The sequence below is a fragment of the Serinibacter arcticus genome (assembly GCF_003121705.1).
Classification (GTDB): domain Bacteria; phylum Actinomycetota; class Actinomycetes; order Actinomycetales; family Beutenbergiaceae; genus Litorihabitans.
Genome location: NZ_PYHR01000002.1, coordinates 1,301,757 through 1,318,486 on the forward strand (window position 1 = coordinate 1,301,757; position 16,730 = coordinate 1,318,486).

At 75.1% G+C, this 16,730-nt stretch carries 18 protein-coding genes; 17 read left to right on the forward strand and 1 reads right to left on the reverse strand.

Annotated features, from left to right (window positions below; all coding sequences use genetic code 11):
- Positions 1-89: 89 nt before the first annotated feature.
- On the reverse strand, positions 90-3,533 hold the full coding sequence (locus C8046_RS05960; protein ID WP_109228657.1) for a bifunctional proline dehydrogenase/L-glutamate gamma-semialdehyde dehydrogenase: 3,444 nt from the start codon (positions 3,531-3,533) through the stop codon (positions 90-92).
- Between the two features lie 80 nt (positions 3,534-3,613).
- Between C8046_RS05960 and C8046_RS05965 the strand changes: the two genes are divergently transcribed.
- The 17 genes from C8046_RS05965 to C8046_RS06045 all read left to right on the forward strand — a co-directional run bounded on the left by C8046_RS05965 (position 3,614) and on the right by C8046_RS06045 (position 16,699).
- Complete coding sequence (locus C8046_RS05965) at positions 3,614-4,375, forward strand: helix-turn-helix domain-containing protein (protein WP_109228658.1); 762 nt, start codon at positions 3,614-3,616, stop codon at positions 4,373-4,375.
- Between the two features lie 89 nt (positions 4,376-4,464).
- On the forward strand, positions 4,465-4,989 hold the full coding sequence (locus C8046_RS05970) for a GNAT family N-acetyltransferase (protein ID WP_109228659.1): 525 nt from the start codon (positions 4,465-4,467) through the stop codon (positions 4,987-4,989).
- A gap of 80 nt (positions 4,990-5,069) precedes the next feature.
- The gene (locus tag C8046_RS05975; RefSeq protein WP_109228660.1) at positions 5,070-5,543 is read left to right on the forward strand and encodes an OsmC family protein; all 474 of its coding nucleotides are present in this window, start codon (positions 5,070-5,072) and stop codon (positions 5,541-5,543) included.
- A 58-nt stretch (positions 5,544-5,601) separates the two neighbouring features.
- A complete protein-coding gene (locus tag C8046_RS05980) occupies positions 5,602-6,399 on the forward strand; it encodes a thymidylate synthase (protein WP_109228661.1) in 798 nt (265 codons plus the stop codon).
- Positions 6,400-6,411: 12 nt separating this feature from the next.
- On the forward strand, positions 6,412-6,906 hold the full coding sequence (locus C8046_RS05985; RefSeq protein WP_235866150.1) for a dihydrofolate reductase: 495 nt from the start codon (positions 6,412-6,414) through the stop codon (positions 6,904-6,906).
- 3 nt (positions 6,907-6,909) lie between these two features.
- The gene (locus tag C8046_RS05990; protein ID WP_109228663.1) at positions 6,910-7,692 is read left to right on the forward strand and encodes a DUF4129 domain-containing protein; all 783 of its coding nucleotides are present in this window, start codon (positions 6,910-6,912) and stop codon (positions 7,690-7,692) included.
- Complete coding sequence (locus C8046_RS05995; protein WP_109228664.1) at positions 7,689-8,159, forward strand: hypothetical protein; 471 nt, start codon at positions 7,689-7,691, stop codon at positions 8,157-8,159. The genes C8046_RS05990 and C8046_RS05995 overlap by 4 nt, the downstream gene beginning before the upstream one ends.
- Positions 8,156-9,181, forward strand: a complete 1,026-nt coding sequence (locus C8046_RS06000; protein ID WP_109228665.1) for an AAA family ATPase — start codon at positions 8,156-8,158, stop codon at positions 9,179-9,181. The genes C8046_RS05995 and C8046_RS06000 overlap by 4 nt, the downstream gene beginning before the upstream one ends.
- Positions 9,178-9,873, forward strand: coding sequence for a DUF58 domain-containing protein (locus C8046_RS06005; protein ID WP_109228666.1), 696 nt, complete (start codon positions 9,178-9,180; stop codon positions 9,871-9,873). The genes C8046_RS06000 and C8046_RS06005 overlap by 4 nt, the downstream gene beginning before the upstream one ends.
- Positions 9,819-10,457 carry a DUF58 domain-containing protein gene (locus tag C8046_RS06010; protein ID WP_109228667.1) on the forward strand — a complete coding sequence of 213 codons (639 nt, stop codon included), beginning with the start codon at positions 9,819-9,821 and terminating at the stop codon, positions 10,455-10,457. Before C8046_RS06005 ends, C8046_RS06010 begins: the two co-directional genes overlap by 55 nt.
- A complete protein-coding gene (locus C8046_RS06015) occupies positions 10,454-10,996 on the forward strand; it encodes a hypothetical protein (protein ID WP_109228668.1) in 543 nt (180 codons plus the stop codon). Before C8046_RS06010 ends, C8046_RS06015 begins: the two co-directional genes overlap by 4 nt.
- Positions 10,997-11,017: 21 nt before the next feature.
- Positions 11,018-11,923 (forward strand): DNA-formamidopyrimidine glycosylase family protein, encoded by a 906-nt coding sequence (locus C8046_RS06020; RefSeq protein WP_109228669.1) that lies wholly within the window; start codon positions 11,018-11,020, stop codon positions 11,921-11,923.
- Between the two features lie 76 nt (positions 11,924-11,999).
- Positions 12,000-13,193: an AI-2E family transporter gene (locus C8046_RS06025; protein WP_109228670.1), complete on the forward strand. Its 1,194-nt coding sequence runs from the start codon at positions 12,000-12,002 to the stop codon at positions 13,191-13,193.
- A 61-nt stretch (positions 13,194-13,254) separates the two neighbouring features.
- Positions 13,255-14,061 carry a DUF1206 domain-containing protein gene (locus C8046_RS06030; protein WP_109228671.1) on the forward strand — a complete coding sequence of 269 codons (807 nt, stop codon included), beginning with the start codon at positions 13,255-13,257 and terminating at the stop codon, positions 14,059-14,061.
- Positions 14,062-14,066: 5 nt separating this feature from the next.
- On the forward strand, positions 14,067-14,774 hold the full coding sequence (locus C8046_RS06035; RefSeq protein ID WP_235866152.1) for a phosphatase PAP2 family protein: 708 nt from the start codon (positions 14,067-14,069) through the stop codon (positions 14,772-14,774).
- 82 nt (positions 14,775-14,856) lie between these two features.
- The gene (locus C8046_RS06040; protein WP_328587581.1) at positions 14,857-16,122 is read left to right on the forward strand and encodes an APC family permease; all 1,266 of its coding nucleotides are present in this window, start codon (positions 14,857-14,859) and stop codon (positions 16,120-16,122) included.
- 4 nt (positions 16,123-16,126) lie between these two features.
- On the forward strand, positions 16,127-16,699 hold the full coding sequence (locus C8046_RS06045; RefSeq protein ID WP_109228672.1) for a GNAT family N-acetyltransferase: 573 nt from the start codon (positions 16,127-16,129) through the stop codon (positions 16,697-16,699).
- Positions 16,700-16,730 lie beyond the last annotated feature (31 nt).

Sequence of the window (16,730 nt, forward strand, 5' to 3'; positions counted from 1 at the left end):
GCGCAAGCCCCTCGCCGACCGTGCGCAAGCCCCTCGCCGACGGTGCGCAAGCCCCTCGCCGATGGGGCGCTGGGCGCCGGTGCCCGGCGTCAGTCCGTCAGGTGTCCGAAGCGGTGCCGCGTCCGGGAGATGGCCTGCTCACGGACGAGCGTGAGCAGCTCGACGGCGGAGGTCGTCACGACCGGCGCGTCCAGCAGCGTGGCGCCCGCGATCACGGCCGCCTCCCACAGCTCGACCGGCGCCCCGGCCTCCGCCCCAGAACCGGCAGCGCCCACCCAGCGGACCCGCTCGACGTCGCCCCGTGCCACGCGCACCGCGAACTCGGCGTCGGTCTCCACGAGCCACGGCAGGAACGTCGCGGGCTCGCCCCCGGCACCGGGTGCGACGGACACCGCGACGTCGTCGATCGCCAGCGTCCCGGTCGCCGCGTTGAGCACCCGCAGGACGTCCCAGCGCGACGCCCCCGCCGCCACCCGCACGGTCACGGACGGCACCGGCCGGTACCGCAGCGTGTTCTCCTCGGCCGGCAGCCCGGACGCGTCGGTCCCCGCGAGGGCGACCTCGGCCCAGGCGTCGTCGGCCCGGCCGATCGCCGACAGGTCGATCGCGGCGTCGTCGAGCTCCGCCCGCTCCGCCGCGACCTCGGCCTCGCGCCCGTCGTCCGCCGGCACCCACCGCCCCAGCTGCGCGACGTAGCTCGGCCCTCCCGCCTTCGCTCCGGGCCCCATGACCGAGCCCTTCCAGCCGCCGAACGGCTGCCGCTGCACCACGGCCCCGGTGATGTGCCGGTTCACGTACGCGTTCCCGACCTCGACGCGCTCCAGCCAGAGGTCGATCTCGTCGGGGTCGAGCGAGTGCAGCCCGCCCGTCAGCCCGAACGGCACGGCGTTCTGCCACTCGATCGCCTGCTCGAGCGTGTCGGCGCGCATCACCCCGAGCACGGGCCCGAAGCACTCCGTCAGGTGGAACCACGACCACGGCTGCACGCCCGCACGCACGCCCGGCGTCCACAGCCGCCCGTCCCACGCCTCGCCACCGGTCGGCGGCGCGACCCGCTGCGGCTCCAGCGCCCACGACTCCCCCGGCTCCAGCTGCGTCATCGCCCTCAGCAGCTTGCCGCTCGGCTCCTCGATCACGGGACCCATGCCGGTCCCCAGATCGCTCGGGACCCCGACGCGGAGCGAGCTCACGGCGTCGACGAGCTGGTCGTGGAACCGTCGTGAGGATCCGACCGACCCCACGAGGATCACCAGCGAGGCGGCGGAGCACTTCTGACCCGCGTGCCCGAAGGCGGACCGCACGACGTCGGCGACGGCGAGGTCCAGATCGGCGCTCGGCGTCACGATCAGGCTGTTCTTGCCTGACGTCTCCGCGAACACCCGCGGACCCCCCGCGCCCGCACCCGCTCCCGCGCCCGCCCGTCCGACCCGCCACCGGGCGAACAGCCGCGCCGTGTCCGACGACCCCGTCAGCACCACCTGGTCGACGCCGTCGTGCGCCACCAGGTGCTGCCCCACCTCGTTCTCCGGCACCTGCACCACCTGCACGAGATCGGCGTCGTACCCGGCGGCGGCGAGCGCGTCGCGCACGTGCCCGGCCACGGCCTCGCCGCACCGCTGGGCCAGCGGCGACGGCTTCATCACGACGGCGGAGCCCGCGGCCAGCGCGGCCAGCACCCCTCCCGCGGCGATCGCCACGGGGAAGTTCCACGGCGGCGTCACCAGGGTCACGCCCACCGGCGCGAACCGGAGCTCGTCACCGCCCGTCGTCTCCAGCGCGACGGCCGAACCCGCGTACCAGCGCGCGAAGTCGATCGCCTCGCTGATCTCGGGGTCGGCCTCGCCCGCGGTCTTGCCCGCCTCGTGCGCCATCACGGCCAGCAGCTCCCAGCGCGCGGCCTCGAGCCGGTTCGCGACGTCGGCGAGCACGGTCGCCCGCTCGCGCGCCGGAACCCCGGCCCACCCCGCGGACAGCGCGACGGCGCACTCGACGACGGTGTCGACCTCCGCCGTCGTCCTCAGCGTCGCCGCCGTCGGCGCGAGATCCGGCCGCGCGTCGATCGCGAGCGCCGCCCTCGCGGCCTCGCGCACCTCGCTCACCGCGGGATCGGCGTCGGGCGCGTTGACGAACGCGAGCGCCTCGTCGCCGACCCGGACGAGCGGCTCGCCGCGCCGGCGCGGGGTCGTCGTCACCGTCCCGGCCTCCCGGACGGACGCCACGAACCGCTCGCGCGCCTCGTCCTGCCCACCCTCGGCGGTGCTCTGGTGCAGGTAGTTCTCGGGGGCCGCGTTCTCCTCGAGCCGTCGCACGAGGTAGGAGACCGCGACGTCGAAGTCCGCGCGCGCCACGACGGGCGTGTACAGCAGGACCGCGCCGACCGTCTCGCGGACCGCCCTGGCCTGGGCCGGCGCCATGCCCTGCAGCATCTCGACGTCCATCGCCTCGCTCACGCCGCGCTGCTCCGCCAGGAGGTGCGCGAGCGCCAGGTGGTAGAGGTTGTGCCCGGCGACGCCGAGCCGCAGCGCCCCGGCGACCTCGGGCCGCAGCGCGCGCTCCATCATCCGCACGTAGGTCGCGTCGGTGTCGGCCTTGGTCTCGTGGGTCGCGGCGTCCCAGCCGTGCAGCTGCGACTCGACCTTCTCCATCGCGAGGTTCGCGCCCTTGACGAGCCGGACCTTGATCCGTGCACCACCGGCGGCGACCCGCGCCGTCGCGAACTCGATCAGCTGCTCGAGCGCGGCGGGCGCGTCGGGCAGGTAGGCCTGCAGCACGATGCCCGCCTCGAGCCCGGCGAACTCCGGCTCGGACAGCAGCGTCGTGAAGACCTCCATCGTGAGGTCGAGGTCGCGGTACTCCTCCATGTCGAGGTTGACGAACGCCCCGCGGGCGAGCGCCGCCCGGTACAGCGGTCGCAGCCGCTCCAGCACGCGCGCGACCGTCCCCGGGGTGTCCCACGTGGAGATCTGCGACACGAGCGAGGAGACCTTGATCGAGACGTAGTCGACGTCGTCGCGCTGCACGAGCGCGATCGTGCGGTCCACGCGCGAGGCGGCCTCGCGCTCCCCCAGCACCGCCTCGCCGAGCAGGTTGATGTTGAGGCGGTAGCCGTCGGCGCGGGACCGGGCGAGATGACGCGTGAGGGCGGCGTCGTCGGCGTCGACGACGAGGTGGCCCACGAGCTGACGCAGCCGCAGGCGCGCGAGCGGGACCACGACCGACGGCACCAGTCGCGCCACGCGCTGCCCGACGCCGAGCAGCAGCCGGTCGCTCGGTGTCAGGAAGGAGGCGGCGGCCCGCGCGGGCAGCGCGGCCAGCTCGCGCGCGGCGACCGCGGTGTCCTCGGGCCGCGCCACCTTATCGACGAACGCGACCGCGAGGTCGAGGCCGGTCCGGTCGGCGACGAGCTGGCCGAGCCGGTGCGACGCGGCGTTCTCCGCGGCGTCGGCGGGGGCGGCGGCCCACCGCGCAGCCAGCTCGATCGCCTCGGTCACGAGGACGTCGGGAATGGTCTGCGAGATCGGCGCCGTCGTCATGGGGCCAGTCTCGCGCCGCCGGTGCCCCGCCGTCTTGTCCCGGAGCGACGGCGGAGCGCACCGTCCGCGACAATGGGCCGATGACCGAGGACGCCGCGCTCGAGAACGATGCGCTCGCCCCCGCGCTGCTCGCGCTGCTGGACGGCCTGAGCGCCACCATGTTCTGCGCGAAGGACTCCCGCGGCCGCTACGTCGCGGTGAACCCGACCTTCGTGCGCCGCGCCGGCGAGACCTCGCGCCGCGCGGTGCTGGGCCGTCGCGCCGAGGACCTCTTCGTGCCCGACCTCGCCCAGCGCTACACCGAGCAGGACCGGCGCGTGCTCGCCGGCGCCGAGCTCCGGCACGAGCTGGAGCTCATCCGCTCCCTCGCGGGCCAGCCCCGCTGGCACCTGACGACGAAGCTCCCGGTGCGCTCGGGCGACGCGGTCGTCGGACTCGTGTCGCTGTCGCAGGACGTCGACGACGCGCGCGACACGGCGTCGTTCCCGCTGCTCGCCCAGGTGCTGGAGCGGCTCGACGACGAGACCTCCCCCGCCCCTACGCCGGCCGAGCTGGCGACGCTGGCCGGGACCACGCCCGCCGTCCTGTCCCGACGGATCCGCCGCCTCACCGGCCTGAGCACGTCCCAGCTGGTCCTGCGCTCGCGCATCGACCGCGCCGCCCACCTGCTGACGACCACGACGACGCCGCTGGCCGAGGTCGCCGCGCTCACCGGCTTCTACGACCAGGCGGCGTTCTCGCGCCAGTTCGCCCGGCTGTCCGGGGAGACCCCGGCGCAGTTCCGACGGCGTGCAGCCCGCCGGCCGGCACCGTCCGCCGCCGCGTCCGCGTTGCCGTCGTGATGCCAGGACCGACACGCACCGACACCCGTGTCACGCAAACGTAACTCCAGCGGTTCGCTGAGGACACCCGAACCCGCCACGATCGAGCCATGCCCGCCACCGCCGAGGGTGTTCGCCTCGCCCCGCTGAACGCCACCCACTGGGAGCAGGTCCATGCGATCTACGCCGCCGGGATCGCCGGAGGCCACGCGACCTTCTCCGACACGCCGCCCACCTGGTCGAAGTTCGACGGCGACAAGCTCCCGCTCCTGCGCACGGTCGCGCTGGACGGGGCCGGTCGCGTCATCGGCTGGCTCGCGTGCGCCCCGCACTCGCGTCGGCTGGTGTTCGTCGGCGTCATCGAGGTCTCGATCTACGTCCACCCGGACCACCGCCAGCAGGGCGTGGGGCGCGCCCTGCTGACGAACCTCGTCGAGGAGAGCGAGCGCGCCGGGTTCTGGACCCTGCAGTCCTCGGTCTTCCCCGAGAACGAGGCGAGCATCGCGCTGCACTCCTCGCTCGGGTTCCGCATGCTCGGCACCCGCGAGCGGGTCGGCAAGATGACGCACGGCCCGATGGCCGGGGTCTGGCGCGACCTCGTGGTGCTCGAGCGGCGCAGCGAGCAGGTGGAGTGAACCGCTGGAGTGAGCCGAGCGGGAGTGAACCGAGCGGGCGTTCCTGGGCGCACGCACGCGCCCGGTGCCAGGATGGCCGCATGACCTCACCGACGCCGTCCACGCCCGCCGCTCCCGACAGCGGTGCCGGCGACGCCCCCACCGCCCCCGACCCGCTCTGGGTCGAGCGGACCGGCACGCGGACCTACACGGGCCACAACGCGGGCGGAGCAAGCGTCCGGATCGGCCCCGAGGGGACGCCCGGCGTCTTCTCCCCCGGCGAGCTGCTGGCGATCGCCCTGGCCGGCTGCACCGGGATGAGCGCCGACTCCCGCCTCGCCGCCGAGCTGGGCGACGACGTCGCGATCACCGTGGGCGTCACCCGCCACAAGGGCGAGGGGAACCGGTACGAGCGGCTCGCCGTCGAGCTCGTCGTCGACACCACCGAGCTCGACCCCGGTCACCGCGAGCACCTCCTCACCGCCGCGCACAAGGCCGTCGAGAAGCTCTGCACCGTCTCGCGCACCCTCGAGGAGGGTGCGAGCGTCGACCTCGCGATCACGACCGAGGCCTGAGGCGCGGACGTCCGGCCGAGCCGGCCGCCGCCGTCGTGAGCCTGCCTAGACTGACAGCGTGACCGACACCTCCTACGAGCAGCTGCTCGCCGACGTCCTCGCCACCGGCGCCGTCAAGGGCGACCGCACCGGGACCGGCACCCGCAGCGTGTTCGGGCGCCAGCTGCGCTACGACCTCTCGCGGGGCTTCCCCCTGGTCACCACGAAGCGGGTGCATGTTAAGTCCGTCGTGCACGAGCTGCTGTGGTTCCTGCGCGGCGACAGCAACGTCGCCTACCTGCAGGAGAACGGCGTCCGGATCTGGAACGCGTGGGCCGACGACGACGGCGAGCTGGGCCCGGTCTACGGCGTCCAGTGGCGCTCCTGGCCGACGCCGGACGGCGGCCACATCGACCAGATCACCAAGGTGGTGGCCGACCTGCGCAGCAACCCCGACAGCCGCCGCCACATCGTCTCCGCCTGGAACGTGGCCGCGATCGACGACATGGCGCTGGCGCCCTGTCACGCGTTCTTCCAGTTCTACGTGGCGGACGGCCGGCTCTCCTGCCAGCTCTACCAGCGCAGCGCCGACATGTTCCTCGGCGTCCCGTTCAACATCGCCAGCTACGCGCTGCTGACCCACATGGTGGCGCAGCAGGTCGGCCTCGAGGTCGGCGACTTCGTGTGGACCGGCGGGGACTGCCACGTCTACGACAACCACGTCGAGCAGGTGAGCGAGCAGCTGACTCGCGAGGCCTACGCCTTCCCGACGCTCCGGCTGCGCAAGGCTGCCTCGATCCTGGACTACACGTTCGAGGACGTCGAGATCGTCGACTACACCCACCACGCCGCGCTTCCGGCCCCGATCGCGGTCTGACCGATGATCGGCATGGTGTGGGCCCAGACGCCCGGCGGCACGATCGCCAGCGACGGTGATCTTCCCTGGGACGTCCCCGAGGACTTCGCCCACTTCCGCGCCACGGTTCGCGGCCACGCCGTGGTCATGGGCCGCGCGACCTGGGACTCCATGCCGCCGGCGATGCGGCCGATGCCGCACTCGCGCTCCGTCGTCCTCACCAGGGACGGCACGTTCGAGGCCCCCGGCGGCGAGGTCGTCGGCAGCCTGGAGGAGGCCCTGACCCTGCTGGCGGACGAGCCGCAGGTCTGGATCATGGGCGGCGGCCAGGTCTACGCCGCGGGGATGGCCGTGGCCGACCTCCTCGTCGTGAGCGAGATCGACGTGCCGGAGCCGACGGGCGACGTGCTCACGCCGGCGCCGGCGATCGACGCGGGCTGGGTGCAGGACACGCCCGAGGACGTCGCCGGCTGGCGCACGTCGAGCACCGGGACCCGCTGGCGAGTGCTGCACCACCGCCGGAGCTGACGCGTGGCGGGACGCGAGGCGAGGCGCACCGCGGCGGACCGCGGTGCGGACCGCGGTGCGCTCGGGCCCGGACGGGCCCCGAGCCGTGCGTTCCTGCCCGGGGCGCTCGCCGGCGGCGTCCTCCTGCTCGCCGTCCTCGGGGCGGGGCTGCGCGGGACGTGGGACGCCGACCCACCGCCCGCCGACACCCCACCCCCCGGGACCCCTCCCTCGCCGGACCTCACCCCGCCCGAGAGCGCGACGCTCGAACCCGCCGAGCCGATCGAGCCCGTCGAGCCCGTCACCTCGACCGCCCCGGAATGGGTCACGGACGCCCTGACGGCCCTCGCCGTCGCCTTCGTGGTGGTGCTCGTGATCCTCGGGGTGCGCTGGCTGTGGGCCTACCTCGCCGCCCGCCGCACCACGCGCCTGGAGGCCGCCGATCCCGGGGCGACCAGCCTGGCGGAGGACACGGAGGTCATCGAGCCCCCCGACCTCGCCCCCGCGCTCGAGCGCGCGGGCCGGGCGCTGCGGACGGGCGAGGCGCCGGGCGACGCGATCGTGGCCGCCTGGGTCGCCCTGGAGGAGACCGCCGCCGCCTCGGGGGCGGCCCGCTCCCCGTCCGACACCCCGACCGAGTTCACCACCGCGCTGCTGGACCGGACCGCCGCGGACCCCGACGCCGTCGCCCGGCTCCGCGAGACCTACCGCGCGGCCCGCTTCGGCTCGCACCGACCGACCGACGCCGACGTCGCCGCGGCCGCCGACGCGCTGGACCGCATCGAGGCGACCTGGGAGGGCCGGTGAGGCCCGGGGCCAGGCTCGCCCTGGAGGCGCTCGCCGTCGCGATCGCGATCGTGGTGTGCGTGGCCGCCGCCCGGCTCGCCCCGGTCGACACCGCGCTGGTCGCGCTGCTGGTCGCCGGCGCCCTCGCGCTCGTCCGCGTGCTGCCCGACGGACGGTCGCCGCGGCTGCCCCGCGAGGTGGCGCCGGGACGCGCCGGTCGACGCGCCGACGTCTACCGGCTCTCGTGGGGCGTCTCGCCTGCCGACGACCTGGTCAGCGCGCAGGTGCTGCACCGCCTGGAGCGGGTCGTCGCCGACCGGCTCGACCAGCCGCCCCCGCCCGGGGCCGACGCCACGCTCGCCCGCCTGCGGGAGATGAGCGACGGCCCGCTGACCGCGGGACGCCTCACCCCAGCCGACCTTCGTTCCACCCTGACCGCCCTGGAGGAGCTCGACCGGCTCCACCAGCAGACGAGAGGACCCCGATGACCACGCCCGAGACCGACGCGACCGACGCTCCCGACGGCGTCGCGCCCGATGCCGCCCACGTCACCGAGGTGGCCGACCGGGCCGCCGCCGTCCTCGCGGAGGTGGCCACCGCCGTCGTCGGTATGGCCCCGGCCCTGCGGACGGCGCTGGCGACGATCCTCGCCGGCGGTCACGTGCTGCTCGAGGACGTGCCGGGCGTCGGCAAGACCCTCGCCGCGCGCAGCCTCGCGACGGCGTTGGGCCTGGACTTCCAGCGCCTCCAGTGCACACCCGACCTCCTCCCCAGCGACATCACCGGCTCGCTCGTGTACGACCCGGCGACGACGGCGTTCGAGTTCCGCCCCGGCCCGGTGTTCACCGGCCTGTTCCTCGCGGACGAGATCAACCGCACGCCGCCGAAGACGCAGTCGGCGCTGCTCGAGGCGATGGCGGAGCGCCAGGTCACGGTCGAGGGCACCAGCCACCCGCTGCCGACCCCCTTCCACGTCGTGGCGACCTCGAACCCGGTCGAGCACGAGGGCACCTACCCGCTGCCGGAGGCGCAGCTGGACCGCTTCATGGTGCGGCTCGCCGTCGGCTACCTCGACCCTGCCGACGAGGCGGACGTGCTCGCGCGGCGGCTCGGGCGACGTCGGGAGGCGGCGCCCGTGCGCCCGGTGGTCGACGCCGCAGGGCTGCTGCGGATGCAGGCGGGTGTCGAGGCGGTCGCCGTCGACCCCGACGTCCTGGCGTACTGCGTCGACCTGGCCGCCGCCACCCGCGCCCACCGGAGCGTCGAGGTCGGGGCGTCGCCCCGGGGGTCGCAGGCGCTCGTGCTCGTCGCGCGCGCCCTGGCCGTCATCGACGGCCGCGACTTCGTCACGCCCGAGGACGTCAAGGCCGTCGCCGTCCCGGCGCTGGCGCACCGCCTCACGCTGACGCCTCAGGCGTGGGCCACCGGGGTCTCCCCGAGCGCCGTCGTCGAGCAGCTCCTGATGGAGGTCGCGAGCCCGGCGGCCACGACGGCGTCGCGCCCGTCGTGACGTCCACGCGCTGGGGGCCCACCCTCGCCTGGACGGGAACGGTGGTGGTCGCGGTCGTCGTCGCGCTCGTGGGGGTCGTGGTCGGCCGCCCGGACGCGATCGCGCTCGTCGCGCCGGTGCTGGTGGCCGCCGTCGTCATGGCCGCGCGACGTCGGGACCGGGCGGACGCGTCCGCGCAGGCGGTCGCCGTGGCGCTGCTGCCCGACGCCCCCGCCGGCCACCACCGCGGCCTCCTGAGCGTCGCCGGCGACGGGGGCGACCGCCGGCTGCGCGTCGCCGTCCCCGGCTACACCTCGGCATCGGCGCTGATCGCCGCCGGCGGCACCGCGACGGCGGACGTGCGCTCGGCCCGCACCGGTCCGCTCGAGCTGTTCCGCGTCGACCACGCCGGGCTGGACGACGGCGTCGAGACGCCGCCCGCCGTCGTGCCGGCGCTCCGCGTCGTGGTCGAGCCCGGCACCGAGCGGCTCGGCCTGCTGCCGCTGCCGGACCAGCTCGTCGGGCTCACGGGGGCGCACACCTCCCGGCGTCGCGGCGACGGCGACGACCTCCACGACATCGCGCCGTTCCGCTCCGGCGACAGGCTCCGACGCATCGACTGGCGCGTGACGGCGCGCCGCGGCACCACCGACCCCGCGTGGGCACGCAGCTCTACGTCCGGCGCACGCAGGCCCTGGCCGAGGCGGTGGTGACGATCGTGCTGGACTCGCGCGACGACGTCGGGGTCGACGTCCGCACCTGGGCCGGCGGCACGCCGACCTCACCCGTCGAGCCGACCTCGCTCGACATCGCGCGGCAGGCCGCCGCGACGCTCGCCCGCGCCTACCTGGAGCAGGGCGACCGCGTAGGCCTCGCCGACCTCGGCACCCGCCGACGCCCGCTGCCCGCGGGCGCCGGTCGACGTCACCTCGCCCGCATCCTGCACGCGCTCGCGCTCTCGCGCCCCGAGGGCGAGCCGCCCCGGCTCCGCCGCGCCCCGCAGGTGTCGACGGGGGCGCTGCTGATCGTCGTCTCGACGTTCCTCGACAGCGACGCCGCGGCCGCCGCCGAGATGTGGGCGGCCGCAGGGCACCGGGTGATCGCCCTCGATGTGCTCACGACGCCGCACGTGGCCGATCTGCCCGCCGCTGAGGTGCTCGCGGCGCGGCTCGTGCTCGCCGAACGCGCCTCGCGGCTGCGCCGGCTCGAGCTCGCTGGCGTCGTAGTCGTCGACTGGGTCGACTCGGGGCGCGTCGGTCTCGACGTGCTCGCCCGCGGACGGCGGGGGGCGGCGTGAGCGGCGGAGGCGGGCCGCTCGGTCTCCCCGGGCGGCGCGAGCGCGTGGTGCTCGAGGTCGGTCGCGCGACGCGGGCGTGGGTGCTGCGACTGGTGGCGCTGCTGGCGGGACTGGGGGCGACCGCGCTGATCGGCGAGACGACGGCCGGCCTGGTCCTCGGCGCCCTCGCGGCCGTGGCGCTGGCCGCCGTGCCCCGCGCGATCGGCGCCGCCGCGCTGCTGGCCGTCTCGGCGACCGTGCTCCTCGTGGGCGAACCCCGCGATCCGCTCACGCTCGCCGGGACCGTCCTCGGCACCCACCTCGCGATCGTCGCCGCCAGGCTCGCCGAGGGGCTGCCGCTGCGCGGGATCGTGGCGCTGGCGGTGCTCCGCGAGCGGGCGCCGACGCTGCTGCTCGCGCAGGGGGTCGGCCAGGCCTGTGCGCTGGCCGCGTTCGCCGTGCGGTCCACGGGGGCGGTGCTTCCCTGGGTCACCGTCGGCGCGCTCGCGGCCGTCACGGCGCTGGCCTGGTGGTTGCTGCGGTCGGTGCCGCAGGACTGAGGCGCGTGGCACCATGGCCCCATGCCGGAGCTGCCCGAGGTGGACGCGCTGGGTGCCTTCCTGCGGGAGCGCACCACCTCCCGCATGGTCGTGGCCGCGCACGTCGCCCAGATCGGCGCGCTGAAGACCTTCGCCCCGCCGCTGGACGACGTCGTGGGCCGCGGGGTGGTCGGCGTCGAGCGGTACGGCAAGTGGCTCGCGATCGGCCTGGGCCCGCGCGGCGAGCTCGACCCGAGCGACGTCGAGCTGCACCTGGTCCTCCACCTCGCCAAGGCGGGCTGGCTGCGCTGGCGGGAGTCGATGCCTCCCGCGTCCACACCGAAGGGTCGTCCGATGGGACGCGCGGCCGGACCGCTCGCGCTGCGCGTGTGGTTCGACGACGACTCGGGCTTCGACCTCACCGAGGCCGGCACCCGCAAGCGGCTCGCCGTCCACCTGGTCACCGACCCGACGGCGATCGCCCCGATCGCCACGCTGGGGTTCGACCCCGTCACCGAGATGACGCCCGAGGCCCTCGGCGAGGCGCTCCGGCGCCGCAACCAGCAGATCAAGGGTGCCCTGCGCGACCAGAGCCTGGTCGCCGGGATCGGCAACGCCTACAGCGACGAGATCCTGCACGCCGCCCGGATGTCCCCGTTCGCTCTCACGTCCTCGCTCACGGACGAGGACGTGGCCCGCCTCGCCGTCGCCACGACCGAGATCCTGCGCTCCGCCGTCGAGCAGTCGGCCGGCAAGCCGGCCGCCGAGCTCAAGGACTCCAAGCGGCGCGGGATGGCCGTCCACGGGCGCACCGGCGAGGCCTGCCCGGTGTGCGGCGACGTCGTGCGCGAGGTCTCGTTCGCCGACCGCAGCCTGCAGTACTGCGCCACCTGCCAGACCGGCGGGACGCCGCTGGCCGACCGCCGGATGTCGCGCCTGCTGCGCTAGGTGCCGCGGCGACACGCCGCCGTCGTGCCGGATCCGATCGAGCCGACCGGCCCTCGCCGGGGAGCATGATGAGCGCGTGAGACGCAAGAAGAGCACGAACGACGCCGCCGCAGCCCCCGCCGCGACCACCGATCGGGCGGCCCCCGCGAGCACGGGTCTCGCGCCCCCCGCGCCGCCCCACCACTCCGACGCGGGCGCCAACCGCCCCCCGCGGTGGCTGCTGCGCGCGCTCGTGCTCACGGTCGTCGTCGTGTTCGTCGCGATCTTCACCTGGAACGCGCTCGGCTCGCTCAAGGGCCTCTTCGTCAACCTGCTGATCGCGATGTTCATCGCGCTCGCGCTGGAGCCCGTGGTGCTCTGGCTGGTGCGGCACGGCTGGAAGCGCGGCGCCGCCGCCTCCGCCGCGCTGTTCGGCTCGATCGTCGTGGCCGGCGGCGTGCTGGCGCTGTTCGGCAACCTGTTCGTGCAGCAGCTCGTCCAGCTCATCGAGGCGGCGCCGCAGACCTACGCCAACGTCGCGGAGTGGGTCGAGGGCCAGTTCGACGTCGCCGTGCCAGAGTCCGGCGACCTCGTCGACCAGGCGCTCAGCTCGTGGGGAGGCGACGTCGCGAGCGGCGCGCTGCTCCTGGGCTCGAGCATCGCGGGCGGGGTCATCGCGTTCCTGACGGTCATGCTCGTCACGTACTACCTGCTCGCCGCCGGCCCGAAGTTCCGGGCGACCATCTGCCGCTACCTCACGCCGAGCCGGCAGCAGGAGGTGCTCCGGCTGTGGGAGGTGACGCAGACGAAGGTGTCGGACTTCCTCAGCACCCGCGTGGTGCTCGCCGCGATCGCGACGGTCGCCACGGCCGTCTTCCTGCTCATCCTCGGCACGCCGTACGCGCTCCCGCTCGCGCTGTTCACGGGCCTGGTCTCGCAGTTCATCCCGACGATCGGCACCTACCTCGGTGGTGCCCTGCCGATCGTGGTCGCCCTGACGTCGCAGGACCTGACCCGCGCTGTCGTCGTCGCGGCCTTCATCGTGGCCTACCAGCAGGTCGAGAACCTGTGGCTGGCCCCCAAGGTGTCGGAGAAGGCGCTGGAGATGAACCCGGCGGTGTCGTTCGTCGTCGTGCTCGGCTTCGGGGCGGTCTTCGGCCCGCTCGGCGCGTTCCTCGGGCTGCCGATCGCGGCGACCATCCAGGCCGTGGCGGGCACCTACCTGCGGCGCCACGAGCTCGTCAGCTCCCCGATGCTCGCCGATCCCGAGGCGGCGCCCGCCCGCACCTGAGAACGACGCCACGGGGGGTGCGGTCCTGGCCAGCGACGAGCGTGAGTGCCATGGTGGCCCGATGAACAGCGCCACCGCGAGCAGCGGACCCTCCAGCCGGCAGGTCAGCAGCGTCTGGGAGAAGGTGGCCCGCACGGGCTACGCCGTCAGCGGCCTCATCCACGTGCTGCTGGGCGTCACCATCGCCCGGATCGGGCTCGGATCGGGCGGCGAGGCCGATCAGAGCGCCGCCCTCGGCCAGATCGCGGCGGCGCCGTTCGGGGCCGCCGTCCTGTGGATCGCCGTCGTCGCGTTCGTCGGGCTCGGCGCCTGGCAGATCGCCGACGCCCTCGCCTCGCACCACGAGTCCTCCGACCGCGCCAAGGCGGTGGGCAAGGCGGTCCTGTACCTGTCCCTCGCGTTCACCGCGGGCTCGCTCGTCATCGGCGCCGGCGGCAGCTCGGGCGGGTCCCAGGACGACAAGGCCCAGGGCCTGGCCGCCGGCCTGATGGGTGCCCCCGCGGGGCGGATCCTCGTCGGCGTGGTCGGCCTGGGGATCCTGGCCGGTGGCGCCTACCACGTGTACAAGGGCGCGAAGAAGAAGTTCCTCGAGGACCTCCAGGCCACACCCGGCGGCGAGCTGGGCCGCGGCGTCCGCCTCCTCGGCACGATCGGCTACATCGCCAAGGGCGTGGCGCTCGCCGTCGTCGGCGTGCTGTTCGTGCTCGCGGCGGCGACCGCCGACCCGGCCCAGGCGCAGGGCATCGACGGCGCCGTCGAGACGCTGCTCGGGGCTCCCGGCGGGCCGGTCGTGGTGGTGCTCGTGGGGATCGGGTTCGCCGCGTTCGGCGTGTACTCCTTCGCCCGGGCGCGCTACGCGAAGATGTGAGTGACGTGACCTCCTCATCCCGGCCGACCACGACCCCGGCCTCACGCCCGAGCCCGGCCGACGTGGGCGGCACCATCGCCCGGACCGTGATCGTCCCGGCGATGGTGGTGTGGTCCGTGATCGTCGGCCTCGGCTTCATCGTCAAGGCGATCGATCCCGCCGTCGACCCGGCCGTCAACGAGGCGCTGGCTGCGGCCCGCACCCCCGCGTGGGACCAGATCACCGCCGTCCTGTCGGGGATCGCGACGACGGAGGTGCTCAGCGCCACCTGCGCCGTCGTGGTCCTCGTCCTCTGGGCGATCACGCGGGAGTGGTGGTACGCGATCGTGCCGGCCGTCTCGCTCGCGACCCAGACCGCGATCTTCCTCACCAGCTCGCTCGTCGTGGGTCGGGAGCGGCCGGAGGTCGAGCAGCTCGACCACTCTCCCCCGACCTCCAGCTTCCCCAGCGGCCACACGGGGGCGTCGACGGCGTTCTACCTCGCGCTGGCGGTGTGCGCGTCGCGGCTGCGCAGCACCGCCCTGCGCTGGACGGCCTGGGTGCTGTGCGCCCTCGTGCCGATCGCGGTGGCGTTCGCGCGCGTCTACCGCGGCATGCACCATCCGACCGACGTGCTCGGCGGATTCGCGGTCGGCATCGCGTGCGCCTGGATCGCCTCGCGCTACCTGGCCCGCGTGACCCACCTCGTGGGGAGCGCGCCCGTCCGGGCGTGAGGACCGTGTCGATCGAGGTGCGCGGGGGCGACCCCGGGTCCTCGTTCACCTCCCGGACACCAGGACCTGCCACCCTGGCGCCGTGATCGCACCTGCCCGCGTCCTCCGCCGGACGCTGGGGACGGTCGACGCCGTCGCGATCGGGCTGGCGGCGATGCTCGGCGCCGGGGTCTTCTCGGTCTTCGGACCGGCAGCCGCCGCGGCGGGCGACGCCCTCGTGCCGGCGCTGGCGATCGCCGCCGTCGTGGCAGCCCTCAACGCCGCCGCGACGGCGCAGCTCGCCGCGGCGTCCCCCGTGGCCGGCGGCGCCTACGCGTACGGACGAGAGCGGCTGGGCCCGTGGCCCGGGTTCGTCGCCGGGTGGGGTTTCGTCATCGGCAAGACGGCGAGCTGCGCCGCGATCGCCTGGACCCTCGGCGCCCATGCGCTTCCTGGACACGAACGGTGGGTGGCCGCCGTCGCCGTCGTCGTCCTGGCCCTGGTCAACCTCGGCGGGGTGACGCGGACCGCCCGGACGGCGCGCGTGCTCGCCGTCCTCGTAGTGACGGCGCTCCTCGCCGTCGTGGTGGTGGGGCTCGGGCTGCCGCCCGCCGACGTACCCTCCGACGACGTCCCGCCCGCCGGTTGGACCGCCGGGGGCGTGCTGCAGGCCGCCGGGCTGCTGTTCTTCGCCTTCGCCGGCTACGCCCGGGTGGCGACGCTCGGAGAGGAGGTGCGCGACCCTCGCCGCACGATCCCGCGAGCGGTCGCCCTCAGCCTGGGCGTGGTCCTCGTGATCTACGCCGCGCTCGCCCTCGTGCTGCAGCGATCTCTGGGGGCCGGGCTCGCGACGACGACGGCACCCCTGACCGACCTGGCCGAGGAGGCCATCGGCGCACCGGGCACGGCAGCGATCCGTGCCGTGGCCGTGCTGGCGTGCGCGGCCTCGCTGCTCGCGCTGCAGGCCGGGGTGGGGCGCACGGCCCTGGCGATGGCTCGCGAGGGCGACCTGCCGCGCCCGCTCGCCCACCTGAGCTCGCGCGGAGTCCCCGCCCGCGGGGAGGTCGCCGTCGCCGTCGTCGTGACCGCGGCCGTGCTGGTGGTGGACCTGCGCGGGCTCGTCGCCTTCTCCTCGTTCGGCGTGCTGGTCTACTACGGCGTCGCGAACCTGGCGGCCTTCACGCAGCCGCGCGAGGAGCGCCGCCTACCGCGCGCGTTCGCCGTGCTGGGGGCGCTGGCCTGCCTGGCTCTCGTCACCACCCTGCCGGGGGAAGCGGTGCTCGTCGGGCTGGGAGTGCTGGCGCTGGGGGTGGTCGGCCGCCTGCTGACGGTGGGGACTGTCGGCCGGGTGCGACGGCTGCCACGATGAGGCGATGACGATCGAGGTGCGCCCGGCGACCAGCTTCGCCGACGTGCGGACGCTGGTCGGACCGAAGCGGCCCGACGCGAACGTGTGCTGGTGCCTGAGCTACCGCGTCCCGGCCAGGGAGAACGCCTCGCTGACGGGGCCCGCTCGCGGCGAGCGGGTGCGCGGTCTCCTCCGGCAGGAGGTCCCGCCCGGCGTGCTGGCCTACGACGGTGACGAGCCCGTCGGGTGGGCGGCGATCCACCCGCGCGCGAGCACGTCCTTCGCGACGAACCGGCGGATCCCGCACGTCGACGACCTCCCGGTCTGGTCGCTGTGGTGCGTGCGGGTGCGACCCGGGCACCGCGGCTCCGGCATCTCGCACGACCTCGTGGCCGGCGCGGTCGACCTGGCGCGCGAGCACGGGGCGCCGGTCGTGGAGGCCTACCCCGTGGACAACGACGGCGCGAAGGTCGACCTGACGATGGCGTACGTCGGTACCCGCTCGCTCTTCGAGAAGGCAGGCTTCACGTGGGTCGCCGACACGACCTCCGTGCTCAACGGCTTCTCGCGCGTGCTGATGCGGCTCGACCTCCGCTGAGGTCGGTGCCGACGCGCCCGCACGGTGACCG

Excerpts from the sequence above, each read along its gene's own strand:
- C8046_RS06020 (WP_109228669.1), top strand. The coding sequence starts at position 11,018 with ATGCCGGAGCTGCCCGAGGTGGACGCGCTGGGTGCCTTCCTGCGGGAG.
- C8046_RS05960 (WP_109228657.1), bottom strand. The coding sequence starts at position 3,533 with ATGACGACGGCGCCGATCTCGCAGACCATTCCCGACGTCCTCGTGACC.
- C8046_RS06030 (WP_109228671.1), top strand. The coding sequence starts at position 13,255 with ATGAACAGCGCCACCGCGAGCAGCGGACCCTCCAGCCGGCAGGTCAGC.
- C8046_RS06045 (WP_109228672.1), top strand. The coding sequence starts at position 16,127 with ATGACGATCGAGGTGCGCCCGGCGACCAGCTTCGCCGACGTGCGGACG.
- C8046_RS05985 (WP_235866150.1), top strand. The coding sequence starts at position 6,412 with ATGGTGTGGGCCCAGACGCCCGGCGGCACGATCGCCAGCGACGGTGAT.
- C8046_RS05965 (WP_109228658.1), top strand. The coding sequence starts at position 3,614 with ATGACCGAGGACGCCGCGCTCGAGAACGATGCGCTCGCCCCCGCGCTG.
- C8046_RS06000 (WP_109228665.1), top strand. The coding sequence starts at position 8,156 with ATGACCACGCCCGAGACCGACGCGACCGACGCTCCCGACGGCGTCGCG.
- C8046_RS05970 (WP_109228659.1), top strand. The coding sequence starts at position 4,465 with ATGCCCGCCACCGCCGAGGGTGTTCGCCTCGCCCCGCTGAACGCCACC.
- C8046_RS05975 (WP_109228660.1), top strand. The coding sequence starts at position 5,070 with ATGACCTCACCGACGCCGTCCACGCCCGCCGCTCCCGACAGCGGTGCC.